Annotated in this window: 14 protein-coding genes; 5 read left to right on the top strand and 9 right to left on the bottom strand. The window is 41.0% G+C overall.

What is annotated here, in order from left to right:
• Positions 1-265 precede the first annotated feature (265 nt).
• The gene (locus tag ACE1AT_RS30335) at positions 266-697 is read right to left on the bottom strand and encodes a nucleoside deaminase (protein ID WP_374874856.1); all 432 of its coding nucleotides are present in this window, start codon (positions 695-697) and stop codon (positions 266-268) included.
• A gap of 19 nt (positions 698-716) precedes the next feature.
• Between ACE1AT_RS30335 and ACE1AT_RS30330 the strand changes: the two genes are divergently transcribed.
• The 3 genes from ACE1AT_RS30330 (at position 717) to ACE1AT_RS30320 (ending at position 4,058) form a co-directional block, all read left to right on the top strand.
• Positions 717-1,640 carry a nucleoside hydrolase gene (locus ACE1AT_RS30330; protein WP_374874855.1) on the top strand — a complete coding sequence of 308 codons (924 nt, stop codon included), beginning with the start codon at positions 717-719 and terminating at the stop codon, positions 1,638-1,640.
• Between the two features lie 73 nt (positions 1,641-1,713).
• Complete coding sequence (truB, locus tag ACE1AT_RS30325; RefSeq protein ID WP_374874854.1) at positions 1,714-2,583, top strand: tRNA pseudouridine(55) synthase TruB; 870 nt, start codon at positions 1,714-1,716, stop codon at positions 2,581-2,583.
• Positions 2,584-2,669: 86 nt separating this feature from the next.
• Positions 2,670-4,058: a serine/threonine protein kinase gene (locus tag ACE1AT_RS30320; RefSeq protein WP_374874853.1), complete on the top strand. Its 1,389-nt coding sequence runs from the start codon at positions 2,670-2,672 to the stop codon at positions 4,056-4,058.
• A gap of 46 nt (positions 4,059-4,104) precedes the next feature.
• Here the strand turns inward: ACE1AT_RS30320 and ACE1AT_RS30315 are convergent, their stop codons facing one another.
• The 8 genes from ACE1AT_RS30315 to ACE1AT_RS30280 all read right to left on the bottom strand — a co-directional run bounded on the left by ACE1AT_RS30315 (position 4,105) and on the right by ACE1AT_RS30280 (position 11,168).
• Positions 4,105-4,506 (bottom strand): type II toxin-antitoxin system VapC family toxin, encoded by a 402-nt coding sequence (locus ACE1AT_RS30315; protein WP_374874852.1) that lies wholly within the window; start codon positions 4,504-4,506, stop codon positions 4,105-4,107.
• Positions 4,503-4,748, bottom strand: coding sequence for a type II toxin-antitoxin system Phd/YefM family antitoxin (locus ACE1AT_RS30310; protein WP_374874851.1), 246 nt, complete (start codon positions 4,746-4,748; stop codon positions 4,503-4,505). The genes ACE1AT_RS30315 and ACE1AT_RS30310 overlap by 4 nt, the downstream gene beginning before the upstream one ends.
• A gap of 163 nt (positions 4,749-4,911) precedes the next feature.
• Positions 4,912-5,205, bottom strand: a complete 294-nt coding sequence (locus ACE1AT_RS30305; RefSeq protein ID WP_374874850.1) for a hypothetical protein — start codon at positions 5,203-5,205, stop codon at positions 4,912-4,914.
• 78 nt (positions 5,206-5,283) lie between these two features.
• Complete coding sequence (locus tag ACE1AT_RS30300; RefSeq protein ID WP_374874849.1) at positions 5,284-7,410, bottom strand: TonB-dependent receptor plug domain-containing protein; 2,127 nt, start codon at positions 7,408-7,410, stop codon at positions 5,284-5,286.
• A 146-nt stretch (positions 7,411-7,556) separates the two neighbouring features.
• Entirely contained in the window at positions 7,557-8,486 is a 930-nt protein-coding gene (locus tag ACE1AT_RS30295) for a tetratricopeptide repeat protein (protein WP_374874848.1), read from the bottom strand.
• Positions 8,487-8,821: 335 nt separating this feature from the next.
• Positions 8,822-9,157 carry a cytochrome c6 PetJ gene (gene petJ / locus ACE1AT_RS30290; RefSeq protein WP_374874847.1) on the bottom strand — a complete coding sequence of 112 codons (336 nt, stop codon included), beginning with the start codon at positions 9,155-9,157 and terminating at the stop codon, positions 8,822-8,824.
• A gap of 224 nt (positions 9,158-9,381) precedes the next feature.
• On the bottom strand, positions 9,382-9,882 hold the full coding sequence (locus tag ACE1AT_RS30285) for a GNAT family N-acetyltransferase (protein ID WP_374874846.1): 501 nt from the start codon (positions 9,880-9,882) through the stop codon (positions 9,382-9,384).
• Between the two features lie 110 nt (positions 9,883-9,992).
• On the bottom strand, positions 9,993-11,168 hold the full coding sequence (locus ACE1AT_RS30280) for an RpoD/SigA family RNA polymerase sigma factor (RefSeq protein ID WP_374874845.1): 1,176 nt from the start codon (positions 11,166-11,168) through the stop codon (positions 9,993-9,995).
• 825 nt (positions 11,169-11,993) lie between these two features.
• Here ACE1AT_RS30280 and priA point away from each other — a divergent pair.
• Both priA and ACE1AT_RS30270 read left to right on the top strand, forming a co-directional pair.
• The gene (gene priA / locus ACE1AT_RS30275) at positions 11,994-14,609 is read left to right on the top strand and encodes a primosomal protein N' (protein WP_374874844.1); all 2,616 of its coding nucleotides are present in this window, start codon (positions 11,994-11,996) and stop codon (positions 14,607-14,609) included.
• 77 nt (positions 14,610-14,686) lie between these two features.
• The gene (locus ACE1AT_RS30270) at positions 14,687-15,430 is read left to right on the top strand and encodes a 3-oxoacyl-ACP reductase family protein (protein ID WP_374874843.1); all 744 of its coding nucleotides are present in this window, start codon (positions 14,687-14,689) and stop codon (positions 15,428-15,430) included.
• The last annotated feature ends 237 nt before the right edge of the window (positions 15,431-15,667 follow it).

The raw sequence follows: 15,667 nt of genomic DNA, 5'->3' as shown, positions 1-15,667 counted from the left end.
ACTGTAGGGTGTGTTAGGCGCTTTTATAATGTTTTTCGTGAAAAATTTAGCTCATAAAAGCGCCTAACGCATCGCCAATAACTGGTGTGTTAGGCTGAAGCCATAACACACCCTACTTAAGATTTACTTTATAAATAGTCTCTTACTCTGGTCTCCGCGTCTGTACAATAGTCATTTTTCATTTGTAGCGATGCACCCTACATTTAAATTTCTTAACATTGCTTGAAATATTAGCGCCGACTTACTTACTTTTTAACCTTCACCTTCAATTACCAATATCTTCGTTCCATAGTTCTGGATTTTGTTGAATAAATTCACTCATCATTTTTTCGCATTCTTTTAAGTCTAAATCAATGACTTCGACGCCACGGGATACCATAAATTCTTTGGCGCCAGGAAAAGTTCTCGATTCTGCGGCTATAACTTTTTTGATCCCAAATTGTACTACTGCACCAGCACACAAATAGCACGGCATTAAGGTTGAATAGAGTGTTGTACCTCTGTAGCTGCCAATTCTACCAGCGTTGCGAAGACAATCAATTTCGGCGTGGGTGACAGGATCATTATCTTGGACGCGCTTGTTATGTCCTCTACCGACAATTTTGCCATCTTTGACAAGCACGGAACCAATGGGAATCCCACCTTCTTGTCTACCTTGTTTTGCTTCGTCAATAGCAGCTTTCATAAACTCATCCATTTTTTTTAGTTCTCCTGTTATGTCTAAACAACTTGTGTTAATGGATCACGATGGTGGTGTAGATGACTACTTAGCAACTATGCTACTGATGACTATGGATCATATCCAACTTCTGGGTGTGGTTGTCACTCCTGCTGATTGCTATATCCAACCTGCTGTTAGTGCTACACGTAAAATCCTCGATTTGATGGGGGGTTCTCATATTAGAGTTGCAGAAAGCACTGTCCGTGGGATAAATCCTTTTCCCTATCTTTATCGTCGTGATTCTTTTGTGGTAGACCATTTCCCAATTCTCAATCAAAGCGATCGCATTATTACACCTCTAGTCTCAGAATCTGGTCAGGATTTTATGGTGAAAGTGTTGCGAGCAGCACCAGAACCTGTAACGCTAATGGTAACTGGCCCCCTGACAACGATCGCCACAGCATTAGACAAAGCACCAGATATTGAAGCCAAAATTCAAAAAATCGTCTGGATGGGAGGAGCGCTAAATGTCCCTGGTAATGTGGAAAAAAATTGGGAACCAGGACAAGATGGTTCCGCAGAATGGAATGTTTATTGGGACGCAGTTTCCGCAGCACGGGTTTGGCGAACCCAAATTGAAATTATTATGTGTCCTTTAGATTTGACTAACAATGTACCTGTGACATCGGAAATTGTCCGAAAAATGGGACAACAACGTCACTATCCGATTTCAGATTTAGCTGGACAATGTTATGCACTCGTTATTCCCCAGGATTATTATTTTTGGGACGTACTAGCAACAGCTTATTTAGCTCGCCCCGAATTATATCAACTCCGGGAGTGGGAAACCGAAATTATTACTTCTGGCCCCAGCCAAGGACGTACAAAAATAGTTTCTGGAGGTCGGAAAATTTACGCAATGGATAAAGTTGATAAAGAAGCTTTTTATGCTTATATTTTGCAACAATGGGCTAGATAATCAGTTAACTGATAACTGATAACTGATAACTGATAACTGATAACTGATAACTGATAACTGATAACTGATTATTGTGTTTGGTTTCCTCAATCTCAACAAACCATTTGGTTGGACTTCTCATGACTGCGTGGCGAAGACGCGAAAGCTGGTGCGTCTCAAGCGAGTCGGACATGCTGGTACTCTCGATCCAGCAGCAACAGGTGTGTTACCAATTGCACTGGGTAAAGCCACGCGTTTATTACAATATCTTCCTGGTGAAAAAGCTTACCGTGCAACAATTAGGCTGGGTGTGCGTACCACAACTGATGATTTGCAGGGAGAAATCATTACTGAGAAATCAGTTACAAATTTAACTTTTAAAACAGTAGAAAATGCACTTCAACAATTTCAAGGCAAAATCGAGCAAATTCCACCGAGTTACAGCGCCATACAAGTGGAGGGAAAACGTTTGTACGACTTAGCACGCAAGGGTGAAACGGTGGAAGCACCAGTGCGAACAGTAGAAGTTTTCAAAATAGAGATTTTAGACTGGCGAGAAGGGGAATTTCCAGAAATAGATGTGGCGATCGCCTGTGGTACGGGAACATATATTAGAGCGATCGCTCGTGATTTAGGTTCGGTATTAGAAACTGGTGGTACTCTCGCCGCTTTGCAACGCACCGCTAGCAGTGGTTTTATACTAGAAAATAGCCTGACATTTACCGATTTAGAAACACAACTACAAGCTGGAACTTTTCAACCGCTTTCCCCCGACTTAGCTTTGCAGCATTTACCATCTGTTAGTTTAAGCGCACCAGCAGATCAAAAATGGTGTCAAGGTCAGAAAATTGCTTTTGCAGATTCTTCTTCACAAATATTACGAGTTTATTCAGAAGATGGACGCTTTTTGGGGATTGGACAAACACAAGATGATGTTTTGGTTCCTCTGGTTGTTCTGGTGTGACAAATTATTACAAAAGGCTGAAATAGTAAGCGAATAGACTGATAGAACAGTATTAAGCCTTTTACCCTGCTTATCATCCTCAAGCAATGGATCAACTGGTTAATCGAGTTTTGCGCGATCGCTATCGCATTCAATCTCTGCTTGGTCGTCAGACTGGTCGGAGAACTTTTCTCGCAAACGATTTACAAACAGGATCGTCTGTTGTAGTCAAGTTGCTGTTGTTTAGTCCTGACTTTAACTGGGATGATTTGAAACTTTTTGAACGTGAAGTAGAAGTCCTACAATCTTTAGATCATCCAGCAATACCTAAATATATTGATCGCTTCGATGTTGAGACTGAATTAGGCAAAGGCTTTGCTTTGGTTCAAACTTATATTGAAGCCAGATCATTACAAAATTGGATAGAGTCTGGTCGTACCTTTAGCGAAGAAGAAATAAAAGCGATCGCCAAGCAATTACTAGGAATTTTAGATTACCTCCATAGTCGCCAACCTCCCATCGTGCATCGAGATATTAAACCAAGTAACATTTTGTTGGGCGATCGCACTGGTAATAGTCCTGGACAGATTTACTTGATTGATTTTGGTTGTGTGCAAACTGTGGTACATAGTGGTACTAGGACGGTGGTTGGTACTTATGGCTACATGCCTCCTGAACAATTTGGTGGGCGAACCGTACCCGCTTCAGACCTTTATGCTTTAGGGACAACGCTTATTTATCTGGTGACAGGACAGCACCCCGATGAATTCCCCCAACGGGAGATGCGAATACTTTTTGAAGATAGAGTTAATCTCAGTCCGAATCTCGTTGATTGGCTGAAATGGCTCACAGAACCCAGTTTAGATTTACGGTTAAAATCAGCAAAACAGGCGTTAGAAGCTCTAGAAACATCAAATTTACGAGAAAGTTCCTTAGCAATTGCGAAAAAGCCTGTTGGTAGCAAAGTAAAACTTACCAACACCAGAGAGATGTTAGAGATTCTGATTCCACCACGGGGTTTTCACCTGGGATTAATTCCAATCATTGGATTTGCGATCGCCTGGAACTCTTTTCTCGTGATGTGGTACGGTGTCGCTTTTAGTATGTGGAGTACTGGCGGATGGTTCGCAGCCTTATTTGCAATCTGTCACTTGGGTGTTGGTTTTTACTTGATTTGGAATATTCTCTTTACTTTGTTTGGACAAGTCAGACTTCGCATTACTCAACAGGAAATCTCTCTAACTCGTGAACTCCTGGGAGTAAAATGTCCACCAGTTCTTACCGCACCTCGACAAAATATTGTGAAAATTGAACTCACTCGTCTTTCGTACAGGAGAGATTCCGCAGGAGAAAGTATTACAGTTCCTCCTCAAATTGACATTTGGGTAGGAATAAAGAAATTTGAACTTGGTGGTAAAGGTTATCTGACTAACCCAGAACTTGACTGGTTAGCTGAGAATTTGAGTAGTTGGCTAAATTTGCCGATCACTTATTAACAAAAGCAGTAAGCTCAGAATCGTTACGTCAATAAGGGATGAATTCTTACAAATTGGCTGCCCAAAGAATGGAAACATCGCTATATTTCTTGAATATTGAATCAGCACTCACGAGCGTCATGTCCTCTGACTGCGCTTGGGCAATCAACATTCTGTCAAATGGATCTCGATGATACAAGGGCAACGCCGCCGCTTGTAACGCATGAGGTGCTGTAATTTCCAGCGACCTCACATCTAACTGTTTCATACGGCTAGAAATGTAGCTATCTACTGGTTCTGGTAACGGCAACTTTCCGATTGCAACTTTGATGCCTATTTCCCAGATGCTAGCAACAGAGAGCCACAAGTCGTTGGTTTCATCGGTAATGTGTGCAATTGTCTCCTCACTCAACCGCTCTGGTTGGGCAAACCACCATAACCAACACTGAGTATCTAACAAGAGCTTCACTCTTCACCACCCTCAAATGCTGCCAAAATCTCTTCTGGCAAAGGAGCATTAAAGTCTTCTGGCACGGTGAAACGGCCTCGATCCAGCCCTAAACTTGCTCCCCGATTGGATGACAAATGAAACGGAACCAACTTTGCAATTGGGATACCTCGGTTTGAAATAATAATTTCTTCTCCAAGTTCCACACGAGACAACAGTCGAGAGAGGTTCGTTTTGCAGTAATGGATATTTACAGTTTCCATATTCGCATAAAACTAAGTTTATAAACTTAGTTTAGTTCAATTGTATATTGTGCCGCAAGAGTCAGTGACCAAAAATAAGACTTCTTCTAGGAGAGGTCGCACCAGACGATTCCACAAACCAGCTATCGCTCTCAATAGAGAACTTTCACCTCAATGTAATCTCTCATTCCCAAGTTGAAACATCTCGTAGCAGTGGTGGAATTTCCTCACCTGCCGGAAACTCTAACACAGTTTCTCGAACACCTAAATAACCAGACTCAGTAAAAGACAACAACATTCGTGTAAGTGCGAACCAAACCTCTGGTTCATATTCCCAATCACTATATCTGGAAGCCCTACCTGCAATAGAACGCAGCGCCCAAAAATAGCTATTCCTCACCACAGAACCACCTTTTTTATACTCTGGTACATCTTCGTGATGAAGGAAAAGTACATCGTTTTCAATCTTGGCTTTCATGAGGTAGGGAGTAAAACCATTTTGGATTTTGGATTTTAGATTTTGCGAAAAGTTTGAGCAATGACTAATGACTAATGACTAATTCGATGTTAAACCAATCCGAAAAGTAAACCCAGGGCTGTAGGTACGATTGACTCGCTCGTATTGCTCACCCAGTAAGTTTTCTAAGTATACTCTTATTCCCAATGTTCTTGTTAAAGGTATGCGAGCGCTGAAATCTAAGTTAAAGAATGATGGGACAAAATCTGTGGTTTTATCTCCTGGATTGGTAAAAAAGGCTCGGCGAGCGCCACTATTATAAGTAGCATACAAATTAGCCTGCCATCCTCCACTTTGATAACCAAGACCAACTTGAGCTACAGAATAGGGAATCATTCCCAATTGTAAACCTTTTTCTAGTCCTGTTTTGATCTGGGCATCTGTATAAGTATAGTTAACAAAAGTAGACCAGCTAGAATTAACTTGCCATTTTAACGCTGCTTCAAAACCATTGGTATCTACAAGTCCAATATTTTCCCATCTTCCTTGAATTACTCCCAGGCGATTATCTAAACTACTGCCAAAGTAAGTGAATTGTCCTGTCAAATTCTCTAAGAAATTAACATCTACTCCCGCAGTCCAAGATGAACCCTTTTCTGGTTCTAAATCTGGATTTGGCAACCAACCATGAACAGTATCATAAAGATACAGTTGATCTAAACCAGGATTGCGCTGTCCTCCTATCCAACTTCCCCGTACAGCAAACTTTGGCGTTACACCATAACGAAATCCCACACTAGGATTGAGATAATTACCAAATTGACTATCAAAGTTTTGTCTCAATCCTAAATCTAACTCCAAGTTTCTAGTAATGTTCCAAGTATTGAGGACAAATAAAGCTGTATTTAATAAATTTTCGTTTTCATTTTCATTTAAAGCCAGCCGATCAGGACGTGTACTTTCAGTGTTACCATCTAAGTTTGTATTTTGAAACTCCAAGCCCCATCGCAATCTATTATCTACACTTGTTCGCCAATCATGATCCAATCTGGCTGTAAATAATTGAGTATCTAAAACACCTGTACGGTTATATTCTCTGCCTCGAAAAACAGTAGGGCCATAGGTACTGAAATAATCCTGATTGTAACCCAATGTAGTTGTCAAAATGGAATTTTCGCCATTACCTAATAGGGTTTTCCAAGATAAACCAATATTTAGTCCATCGTGATCTAATCGGTCTTTTTGCAGTGGAAAACCAAAATATACTAACCCGCGCCGACTGCTAAGTTTTGTGGCGTCGAAGCTGAGAGTATTTCTGTCATTTAAATCAAAGATCAAACTACCAAAATAACTACTGGTAGCACTATCTGCATTGGTTAAATAACCATCAGCATTACGATTTGCTGCACCTTCTGGTACTTTGTAGCGATTGTCAATGAAGCTTCTTTCAAAACTGAAATTATATTTAACAGCATCAAATGAGCCGTTAAAACTTGTTTGTTGATTATTAAAATTTAATGAGCCAAATTCTACAGCACCATTAAATTGAGGAGTTAAACTACCTTGTTTGGTAATAATATTCACGACTCCGCCAAAGCCAGATGAACCATACAAAGTGGTAACAGCACCACTTGATAATTCAATTCTGTCAATTGATTCTACAGGAATGCTATTTAAATCAGTGGCTCCATGATAGGTGTTGACGTTAGTATTAATTGGTCTACCATTAATCAAGAATACCGATTGATTAATTGAGTGTCCTCGGTAGTATGTACCTGTGTGAATGTCTGCTCCATATCCGACATCATTAATAGCAAATCCTGGCATTCTTTTAAGAACATCAGCGACACTTGTTGAGCCTTGTTTTTGAATTTCTTCTTTTTCAATTACGTAAATAGGAGTTGATTGAGGCAATGTGTATAGTTCCCCAATCACTTCTGTTTCTATATCTGCTTCGTTGGTAGTATTGTCAGTATTCTCGTCAGTTGAAGAGGGTTCTGTTTCGGTTTCTACCTGTGCGATTGCTTCAGTTGGTGTAGATTGCTGAGTTAAGAATTGTGCTTTTGTCGCAGGTAACTCTATTTGATTTAAGTTAAGAATATCTGAATTTGTTTGTAGAGATTTGTTGACAAGCTGTTGATTATTTTGCGTGTCGTCAGCGAGAACAGGATAGATAATGAGTAGGTTAATTAAAGTTACTGGAAGCAAAGAAAGACACTTTTTCACTTTTACAATCACTGTTAGTAGAAACACTCAGTGATATTTAGCAGTTATTGCAAATGCATGTCAAAAGACAGGCTGTCATATTTTTCAAAGACAGGGTTTGAGAGTCTTTAGTATTCAATTTATGACGAATTACTGTAATGTTTAAATCAAGCAATTACGACTTTAAATGGTATTTGTCGTCGTACAGTTTTGATTAAAGATAATGTCTTTTCGTATGCTATTTTCTCTCCCTGATAGCCAAAGTAATCAGCTGCTTTCAGCAAATCCGCGATCGCAGCTTGTTCATAACCCAGCCGATGGAAGGCTATTCCCCTGCTAATATAAGTACTGCCATCACTAGGGTTAAGTCGGATAACTTTGGTAAAATTATCTACAGCACCAGCGTAATCTTCGCGTCTAGCACAAGTACAACCCCGATTAAAGTAAGCTCGATAGTCAATAGGATTCAGGCGAATTGCCAAATTAAAATCGAGCATCGCATTTTGTTGATCTGTTAGCTCTAAACGTGCTAATCCTCGATCATTATAAATGTCGGCAAGTAGAGAACCGTCTATCTGGGAAATTTGACTTAAGGCGAGATTGTAGTCTGTGATTGCCTGTTGATATTTTTCCAAAGAAGCATTGGCAATTCCCCGGTTATAATAAGCTCGGAAATCACTTGGCTTGAGAGCGATCGCTTGTTGATCATCAGCAATAGCCGCTTCATAGTAACCTAGTCTATACTCAGCAATTCCTCTATTTAAATAAGCCTCAGCGTTTTTAGGCGACAAATTTATTGCTTGTGTACAGTCTGCGATCGCATTTTGATAATCTTGAATGTTGATATAAGCAAGACAACGATTACTATAAGCTGCACCAAAATCTTTTTTCTGTTGAATCGCCTGTTGAAATTCTGCGATCGCTCCTTGGTAGTTACCATACAACATCTTTTCTACCCCCAGCTTGAAAAAACCCTCTGCTGTAGTTGAGATGATAGAAGTAGTTGTAGTTAACGAATACGCAGGCGACAAGAAAAATAAACAACTAAGTACAACAATAGTGATTAAGCTGAAAACGAAGCGATAACAGCAATTCATAAATCATCACTTTTTGTGTGGATATCAAGTAGCTAACAATTAATCAGAAAAAATAGGTAATAATTACAGGCTCAAATACAACTAGCTGTTAACACGAAACTACAGATAAACACAAACAGACACTCATTTTAGCAATGTCTATATGTGTACATCTGTAGTTTAAAATACCTACTTGTGGTCTAGTTTCTGGTGGTATATCGCATAGTTTTGATAGGTTTGTAGTAAGCAATGCGCGTGCTTGAAGATTTGAGGACTTTAGTCCTCACTACAAACGCATTTACTCATCAAAACTAATGTGATGGAATAGTAATTCTTAGTCTCTAACCCTGATTTTTCTACTTCCAAGCTTTGTCAGCTTGTCCTAAAACATAAGCAGCAACATCTTCAATCTGCTCTGGTTTTAAACGAGCTTTAAAAGCCGGCATAGCATTTTTACCATTTGTCACTTGGGCAATAATAGCCTCTGCTGAGTTCATGCCATATTTTTCCAAATCACTTTTGCTCAAGCTTTTATTTGCTTGCACCAAGTTTTTACCACCTGCATGACAAGAAGCACAATTAGCACTAAAGACTTTAGCACCGTTAGCTGCATCTGCGGCTAACGCAGGGCGATTAAAAGCGAAGGTGAAGATTGTGATGCCAAGCAGCAACACTGACAAAATCTTTTTCATTCCGTGTTTCCTCTGCAAAAAGGACTTAGAAGTCGTCCATAATCCTTACTAATTCTCAGCTTCACAGCTTTTCCTAGTCAAAAGACACGTTGTCATACTTTGGAAAGGGGGATAGGGGAAAGGGGAAAGGGGATTGGTGTTTATTCTCCCCCTTGTCTCCTATTCCCGATCCCCTATCCCCGTTGCCCCTTATCCCCAGAGGGGGCCCCACCTTCCCCAATTCCCTATCCCCTATCCCCTATCCCCAATTCCTTCAACGCCTCACCCGTAACACGGCAAATTCGCCATTCATCTAAAATTGATGCTCCCATGTGGCGGTAAAATGCTTGAGCTGGTTCGTTCCAATCTAAAACACTCCACTCTAAACGTCCGCAATCTCTTTCTACGGCTATCTGAGCGACTTTAATTAAAAGTGCTTTGCCAATTCCTTGACTTCGATACTCTGGCAAAACAAATATATCTTCTAGATATATTCCTGGCTTGGTGAGGAATGTTGAATAATTATGAAAAAATAGGGCAAACCCCACAGCTTGCCCTGTATATTCTGCTAATATAGCCTCAGCATATTTCGAGGAGCCAAACAAATGCTCCTTTAGTGCGGCAGGGCTGCCAGTTACCGCATGAGATAACTTTTCGTACTCTGCAAGTGCTTTTACTAAGTCAAATATCGCACCACAGTCAGCAGGTTCGGCAAAACGCACTATTAAATTACTTTCAGAAGTCATTGTGTCAAAAGTCCATGGTCAATAGTCCATAGACAATACTCCAGAGTTAGGAGTCTACAGTCAATAGCTGCTAAGTAATTAATCTTAACTTTTGACTTTTAACTTTTGACTTATATCAGCCACCCCTTCAACCGCTTGGCGATGTGGGGACGCCGCAATTTCCGCATGGCTTTACTTTGGATTTGTCGTACTCGTTCGCGAGAGAGGTTGAACATGTTACCAACTTCTTCTAGGGTACAGGGTTCGCTGGTGGTTAATCCATAGCGTAAAGAAATTACGTCTTTTTCTCGTGGTGTCAGTACATCACCTAACACTTCCCAAATCTCCTGACGCATCATGCTTTCATTCATTTTTGCTTCTGGAGATTGGTTGTCTTCATCTTCTAATAAATCCATTAATTCCGTGTCTTCTTCTTTACCGACACGGTGATTTAAAGATAATGCTTGACGTCGTAATTGTTGGAGTTGGCGTAATTGTTGGGGCGGAATTTCTAATGCTTCCGCCATTTCGATTTCGTTGGGATTACGCCCTAGTCTTTGTTTAAGTTCTCGCTGGGCTTTCTTGAGTTTGTTTAGTTTTTCAACTATATGAATTGGTAAACGGATAGTACGAGCATCGTTAGCTATAGCTCGTGTAATTGCTTGTCTAATCCACCAATAAGCATATGTAGAAAATTTATATCCTTTATCTGGATCAAATTTTTCTGTCGCCCGATTTAAGCCCATTGCGCCTTCTTGAATTAAATCCAAAAAAGGTACGCCACGATTTAAATATCGTTTAGCAATTGATACAACAAGACGTAGGTTAGAGCGAATCATTTTGCGTTTCGCTACCCTACCTTGATACAAACGATTTTCTAACTGCTTTTCTGTTATTTCTAGATGTGCTGCTATATTTGATTTATTAGGTTGATGCCCTAGCTTTTCTTGCAATGCAGCTTGGATTTCGTGAAATTCTTCTAAAAACCGCACTCGCCGCGCCAATTCAACCTCTTCATCAGGTTTTAGTAATGGATAACGCGCCATTTCTTTAAAAAACGCGCCCACAGCATCATCGTACTCGGTTTTATTGTATCCAGAAGGACGCGCTGCTGCCATTTCATCTACATTGCGTCCATCTATTTCTATTTCCAGATTTTCTGCAATTGGGGATTCTTGATCTGCCACTGCGTTTAAAACTTCCAGAATTTGTTCTTCATTAACGGCAGCATTTTCTATCATTTCCATTGTTCCCAATTCAGCAATATTCATAGCTTCTGTTAGGGATTGTTGCTTGGTTTGATACATAACTTAGTGACAGCTGCTTTAAGATGCTTCATTAATTTTTATAAGTGACAAATGCACCTGTTTTATAGCAAAAAACTTTTCGCTAATTTAAGACGATTCCGAATAACAGTCTTTGCCCATGATTACCTATGTTTACTAAGGATAGCAAGAGGGAGAGACCACTATTTATTTTTGCTATTGGTTACAATCAGATACATTCTTACATATATTTTTGTTCTTCGCATTGATGCGTGCATTGCTACTTCGACTATTCATGGGTTCCTCATTTTTTTCTTATTTACAAACTATGTCAAATACTCTCAATCAAAATTGCTCAAACTTAACAAATATAAAACTAACTATAAGAGATTAGTTGATTATGAAAACTTCATATATTTTTCTAACATATCTAATTTTTTATGCCTTGTTATTCTGGAAACATCATTACAATCTCATCAATGGGTCTTTTGGGTTTTTGGTAACTTTACCCAGCAAAAGGTATGGCAACCCATAGCCTAGTTAGAAGCATCTCATATACTGAGAGTATTTAATATCTATCAATAGGGAGAAAAGCACTCTTGCCTATTCACCATAGAGAGAAAAATCAACTTGAAAAGATGCAAGAGATTAATTTTGTCTGATCTGTTTTCAATAAGTATTATCGCATATAGATAAAATTAATTGCTTGGCTGCAATTACATAAGAGGAAACTTATCAAGTATTATGTCTGATGACAGTATTGCGAATTACATTTTCATTGACATTTAGATAGACAGTTCGTCTGATGAGGAAGGACTGTTTTCAGTAACTAGGAGAGATAAATATATATCTAGAAATTGAGGAACCATGTATATAAATGATGTAAATTTACCTCCTTTGGTCGTAGCCCAATCAGGCCAGTCTTATGATGTGGGAATAAATAAAAATCAATGGGTTGAAGTGCTAGTAGACTGTCCAGGATTTACTAAAGAAGATGGAACAGCACAACAAGAGGAAGAAAAAGAAGAAAAACTCTATACCTATCGATTACCACCAGGGTTAGAAGTAAAACCAGGAGATATTTTAAGTGTGCCATTTGGTAGACAACAGGTAGGAGGAATAGCTATTCGTTTGTTAGCACAACCTCCAGCTAACCTGACGGCTGAAAATATCAGAGATGTGGAAGATGTCATTCATTCAAAATTTTTTCAACAAAGCTACTGGCACTTGTTAGAAAGAGTTGCGGACTACTATTACACTCCTTTTATTCAAGTGATTCGCACAGCCCTACCACCAGGTTTGTTGGGGCGATCGCATTCTCGTCTGCGCCTCAAAAGGGAAAATATTCCCCAGGGTGCAGATGAATTTCTCAGTTTGCCAGCCCGTGAACTCCTCAAAATTCTGCAATCTCAGGCTGAGGGCGACTATAGCTTTAAATTCTTAAGACGCCAAATCAAAGGTTTTGACAGGGCAAAAAAGCAATTAATCCAACGCAATTGGGTAGAAACCTACATGGAACTGCCTAGATACTCTAAACCTCAGACCAAACCCATCGTAACATTGACTGTCAGCGTCCCGCCGATAGATATCAGCAAGCGCCAACGAGAAATATTAGAAGTGTTAAGGCGTCATGGTGGAGAATTATGGCTAAATGAATTTTTACAAATTTGTAACACAACCACCCCAACTTTAAAAAAATTAGAAGACCAAGGTTGTATTGTCATTCAGCAAAGAGAAATATTACGCAGCGAAAATGGCCCCGCAGTCGCAGCAGATCAACCAAAATCTTTAAACGCAGCTCAATTCCAGGCATTGTCTACCATCAAAGAAATAAAAGGATATGCAATACTTCTCTTGCATGGAGTGACTGGTTCCGGAAAAACCGAAGTTTATTTGCAAGCGATCGCCCCTTTACTCGCCCAAGGTAAATCCGCCCTCGTCTTAGTACCGGAAATTGGGCTAACACCCCAATTAACTGATCGTTTCCGCGCCCGGTTTGGTAACAAAATTAACGTCTATCACAGCGCCCTCTCTGCTGGCGAACGTTACGACACCTGGCGACAAATGCTCACAGGCGAACCCCAAGTAGTAATTGGCACACGCAGCGCCGTTTTTGCTCCCTTACCTAACTTGGGTTTAATCATATTAGATGAAGAACACGACAACAGTTTTAAACAAGATTCTCCCATCCCCACCTATCACGCCCGCACCGTCGCCCAGTGGCGAGCAGAATTAGAAAATTGTCCCCTAGTTTTAGGTTCCGCAACGCCATCCTTGGAAAGTTGGGTGAGAGTTCAAGAAGAGAGACATGGGGGACAAGGAAGACAAGGAAGACAAGGAAGTAATTTCTCTTCCCACACTCCCCACACTCCCCACACTCCCCACACTCCCCACACCTCTCACTACCTCTCTCTTCCAGAACGTATCCACTCGCGTCCTTTACCAAGTGTGGAAATTGTGGATATGCGACAAGAGTTACAGCAGGGAAATCGTTCGATATTTAGTAGATCCTTGCAAGATGCTTTGCAACAATTAAAACAACGAAATCAACAAGGAATTTTATTTATCCATCGCCGGGGACATAGTACTTTTGTGTCTTGTCGCAATTGTGGATACGTATTGGAATGTCCTCATTGTGATGTGTCGCTGTCGTATCACCAAACTGAGGTAGAAGGGCCACAAATTTTACGGTGTCATTACTGTAATTATGGGCGATCGCATCCCAAAAATTGCCCCGAATGCAGTTCTCCTTACTTAAAATTCTTTGGTAGTGGGACACAACGAGTCGCCCAGGAATTAACAAAGCAATTTCCAGAGTTGCGTTTTATCCGTTTTGATAGCGACACAACTCGTACCAAAGGCGCCCATCGTACCTTAATTACCCAATTTGCTAACGGTGAAGCTGATTTATTAATCGGTACGCAAATGCTCACCAAAGGATTAGATTTACCACAAGTGACGCTTGTAGGAGTTGTCGCCGCCGATGGATTACTATATTTATCTGATTATCGCGCTAGCGAACGAGCATTTCAAACCTTGGCTCAGGTGGCTGGAAGGGCTGGTAGAGGTGAAGAACCGGGTAGAGTAATTGTGCAAACTTATACACCAGAGCATCCTGTTATTGAAACGGTGCAAAATCATGATTATGAGTCTTTCAGCAATACAGAATTAGAACAACGGCAAGCACTGAATTATCCCCCCTATGGCAGGTTAATTTTATTACGCTTAAGCAGTCTCGATCCGATTGAAGTCCAAAATACTGCCCAGGTAATAGCAGCTGCATTACCACAACAAGAAGGTTTAGATATATTGGGGCCAGCACCAGCTAATATTTTACGAGTAGCAAATCGTTATCGCTGGCAAATATTAATCAAGTTTGCCCCTGATGCATTACCAGAGTTACCAGATTGGGAGCAAGTGCGTCAACTTTGTCCGACGTCTGTCAGTTTAACCATAGATATAGACCCGATCAATATGATGTGAACTATCCTGCCTTGCTGAGACTGAGAGAGTATGGTTTATCTACCGATTAGTACGTAATTCACGCAAAGAACCCTATTATGGCGAAAAAACTTACAGAGAAAGTTGCATTGGTCACTGGTGGATCACGCGGTATAGGAGCAGCGATCGCCAAACGTCTCGCGGATGATGGCGCTGCTGTTGCCCTCACCTACACCAGCTCACCACAAAAAGCTGACGAGGTAGTGCGTGTTATTGAAGCAACAGGTGGCCGAGCCTTGGCTATACGCGCCGACAGTGCCGATGTCGAAGCAGTGAAAAACGCCGTTGCTGAGACAGTAAAAACTTTTGGTCGTCTTGACATCCTCGTTAACAACGCGGGGGTCGCTACTATGGCTCCCATCGACCAGTTCTCGCTAGATGATTTTGATCGGCTCGTTGCAGTTAACGTCAAGGGCGTTTTTGTCGCAACTCAAGAGGCTGTGCGTCACATGGGCGAGGGCGGACGGATCATCATGATCGGCAGCGTCAACAGTGATCTCGTCCCGATTGGCGGCATCTCGGTCTATGCTTTGACCAAAGGTGCGATCGCTAGTTTTACACGCGGTCTGGCTCGCGACCTTGGCCCTCGTGGGATCACAGTTAACAACGTCCAACCCGGTCCAGTGGACACCGACATGAACCCAGCAGACGGCCCCTTTGCCGAAGGTGCTAAAGGGATAATGGCCTTGGGACGATACGGTCAGAGCGACGAGGTCGCTAGTTTTGTCTCCTATCTCGCCAGTCCCGAAGCCAGCTTTATTACTGGCGCGAATCTCAAGATTGATGGCGGCTTCACAGCTTAATGCGAAACCCTGTAGAGACGTAGCAGTAGAGACATAGCAGTGCTACGTCTCTACATGTTCAAAATGATGACGAAAAATTCTTAACAGAAGGTTAATCCACGTCTACTTTGAGAACTGTAGTTTTGTAGGTTGGGTGTAGCGACAGCGAAACCCAACATTATAGTCTGGTTAATGTTGGGTTACACTCCGTTCCACCCAACCTACATAATGTCCTTTTTGAAAAACTCCTCTTTTCAA

This window comes from Pelatocladus sp. BLCC-F211 (genome assembly GCF_041928655.1).
In the GTDB taxonomy this organism is placed as follows: Bacteria; Cyanobacteriota; Cyanobacteriia; order Cyanobacteriales; family Nostocaceae; genus Pelatocladus.
This window is presented reverse-complemented; position numbering and strand designations above follow the sequence as displayed.

What these genes read in the sequence shown, in the direction of transcription:
- ACE1AT_RS30335 (WP_374874856.1), bottom strand. Translation starts at nt 697, where the DNA reads ATGGATGAGTTTATGAAAGCTGCTATTGACGAAGCAAAACAAGGTAGA.
- ACE1AT_RS30330 (WP_374874855.1), top strand. Translation starts at nt 717, where the DNA reads ATGTCTAAACAACTTGTGTTAATGGATCACGATGGTGGTGTAGATGAC.
- ACE1AT_RS30320 (WP_374874853.1), top strand. Translation starts at nt 2,670, where the DNA reads ATGGATCAACTGGTTAATCGAGTTTTGCGCGATCGCTATCGCATTCAA.
- ACE1AT_RS30310 (WP_374874851.1), bottom strand. Translation starts at nt 4,748, where the DNA reads ATGGAAACTGTAAATATCCATTACTGCAAAACGAACCTCTCTCGACTG.
- ACE1AT_RS30305 (WP_374874850.1), bottom strand. Translation starts at nt 5,205, where the DNA reads ATGAAAGCCAAGATTGAAAACGATGTACTTTTCCTTCATCACGAAGAT.
- ACE1AT_RS30295 (WP_374874848.1), bottom strand. Translation starts at nt 8,486, where the DNA reads ATGAATTGCTGTTATCGCTTCGTTTTCAGCTTAATCACTATTGTTGTA.
- petJ (WP_374874847.1), bottom strand. Translation starts at nt 9,157, where the DNA reads ATGAAAAAGATTTTGTCAGTGTTGCTGCTTGGCATCACAATCTTCACC.
- ACE1AT_RS30285 (WP_374874846.1), bottom strand. Translation starts at nt 9,882, where the DNA reads ATGACTTCTGAAAGTAATTTAATAGTGCGTTTTGCCGAACCTGCTGAC.
- ACE1AT_RS30280 (WP_374874845.1), bottom strand. Translation starts at nt 11,168, where the DNA reads ATGTATCAAACCAAGCAACAATCCCTAACAGAAGCTATGAATATTGCT.
- priA (WP_374874844.1), top strand. Translation starts at nt 11,994, where the DNA reads ATGTATATAAATGATGTAAATTTACCTCCTTTGGTCGTAGCCCAATCA.
- ACE1AT_RS30270 (WP_374874843.1), top strand. Translation starts at nt 14,687, where the DNA reads ATGGCGAAAAAACTTACAGAGAAAGTTGCATTGGTCACTGGTGGATCA.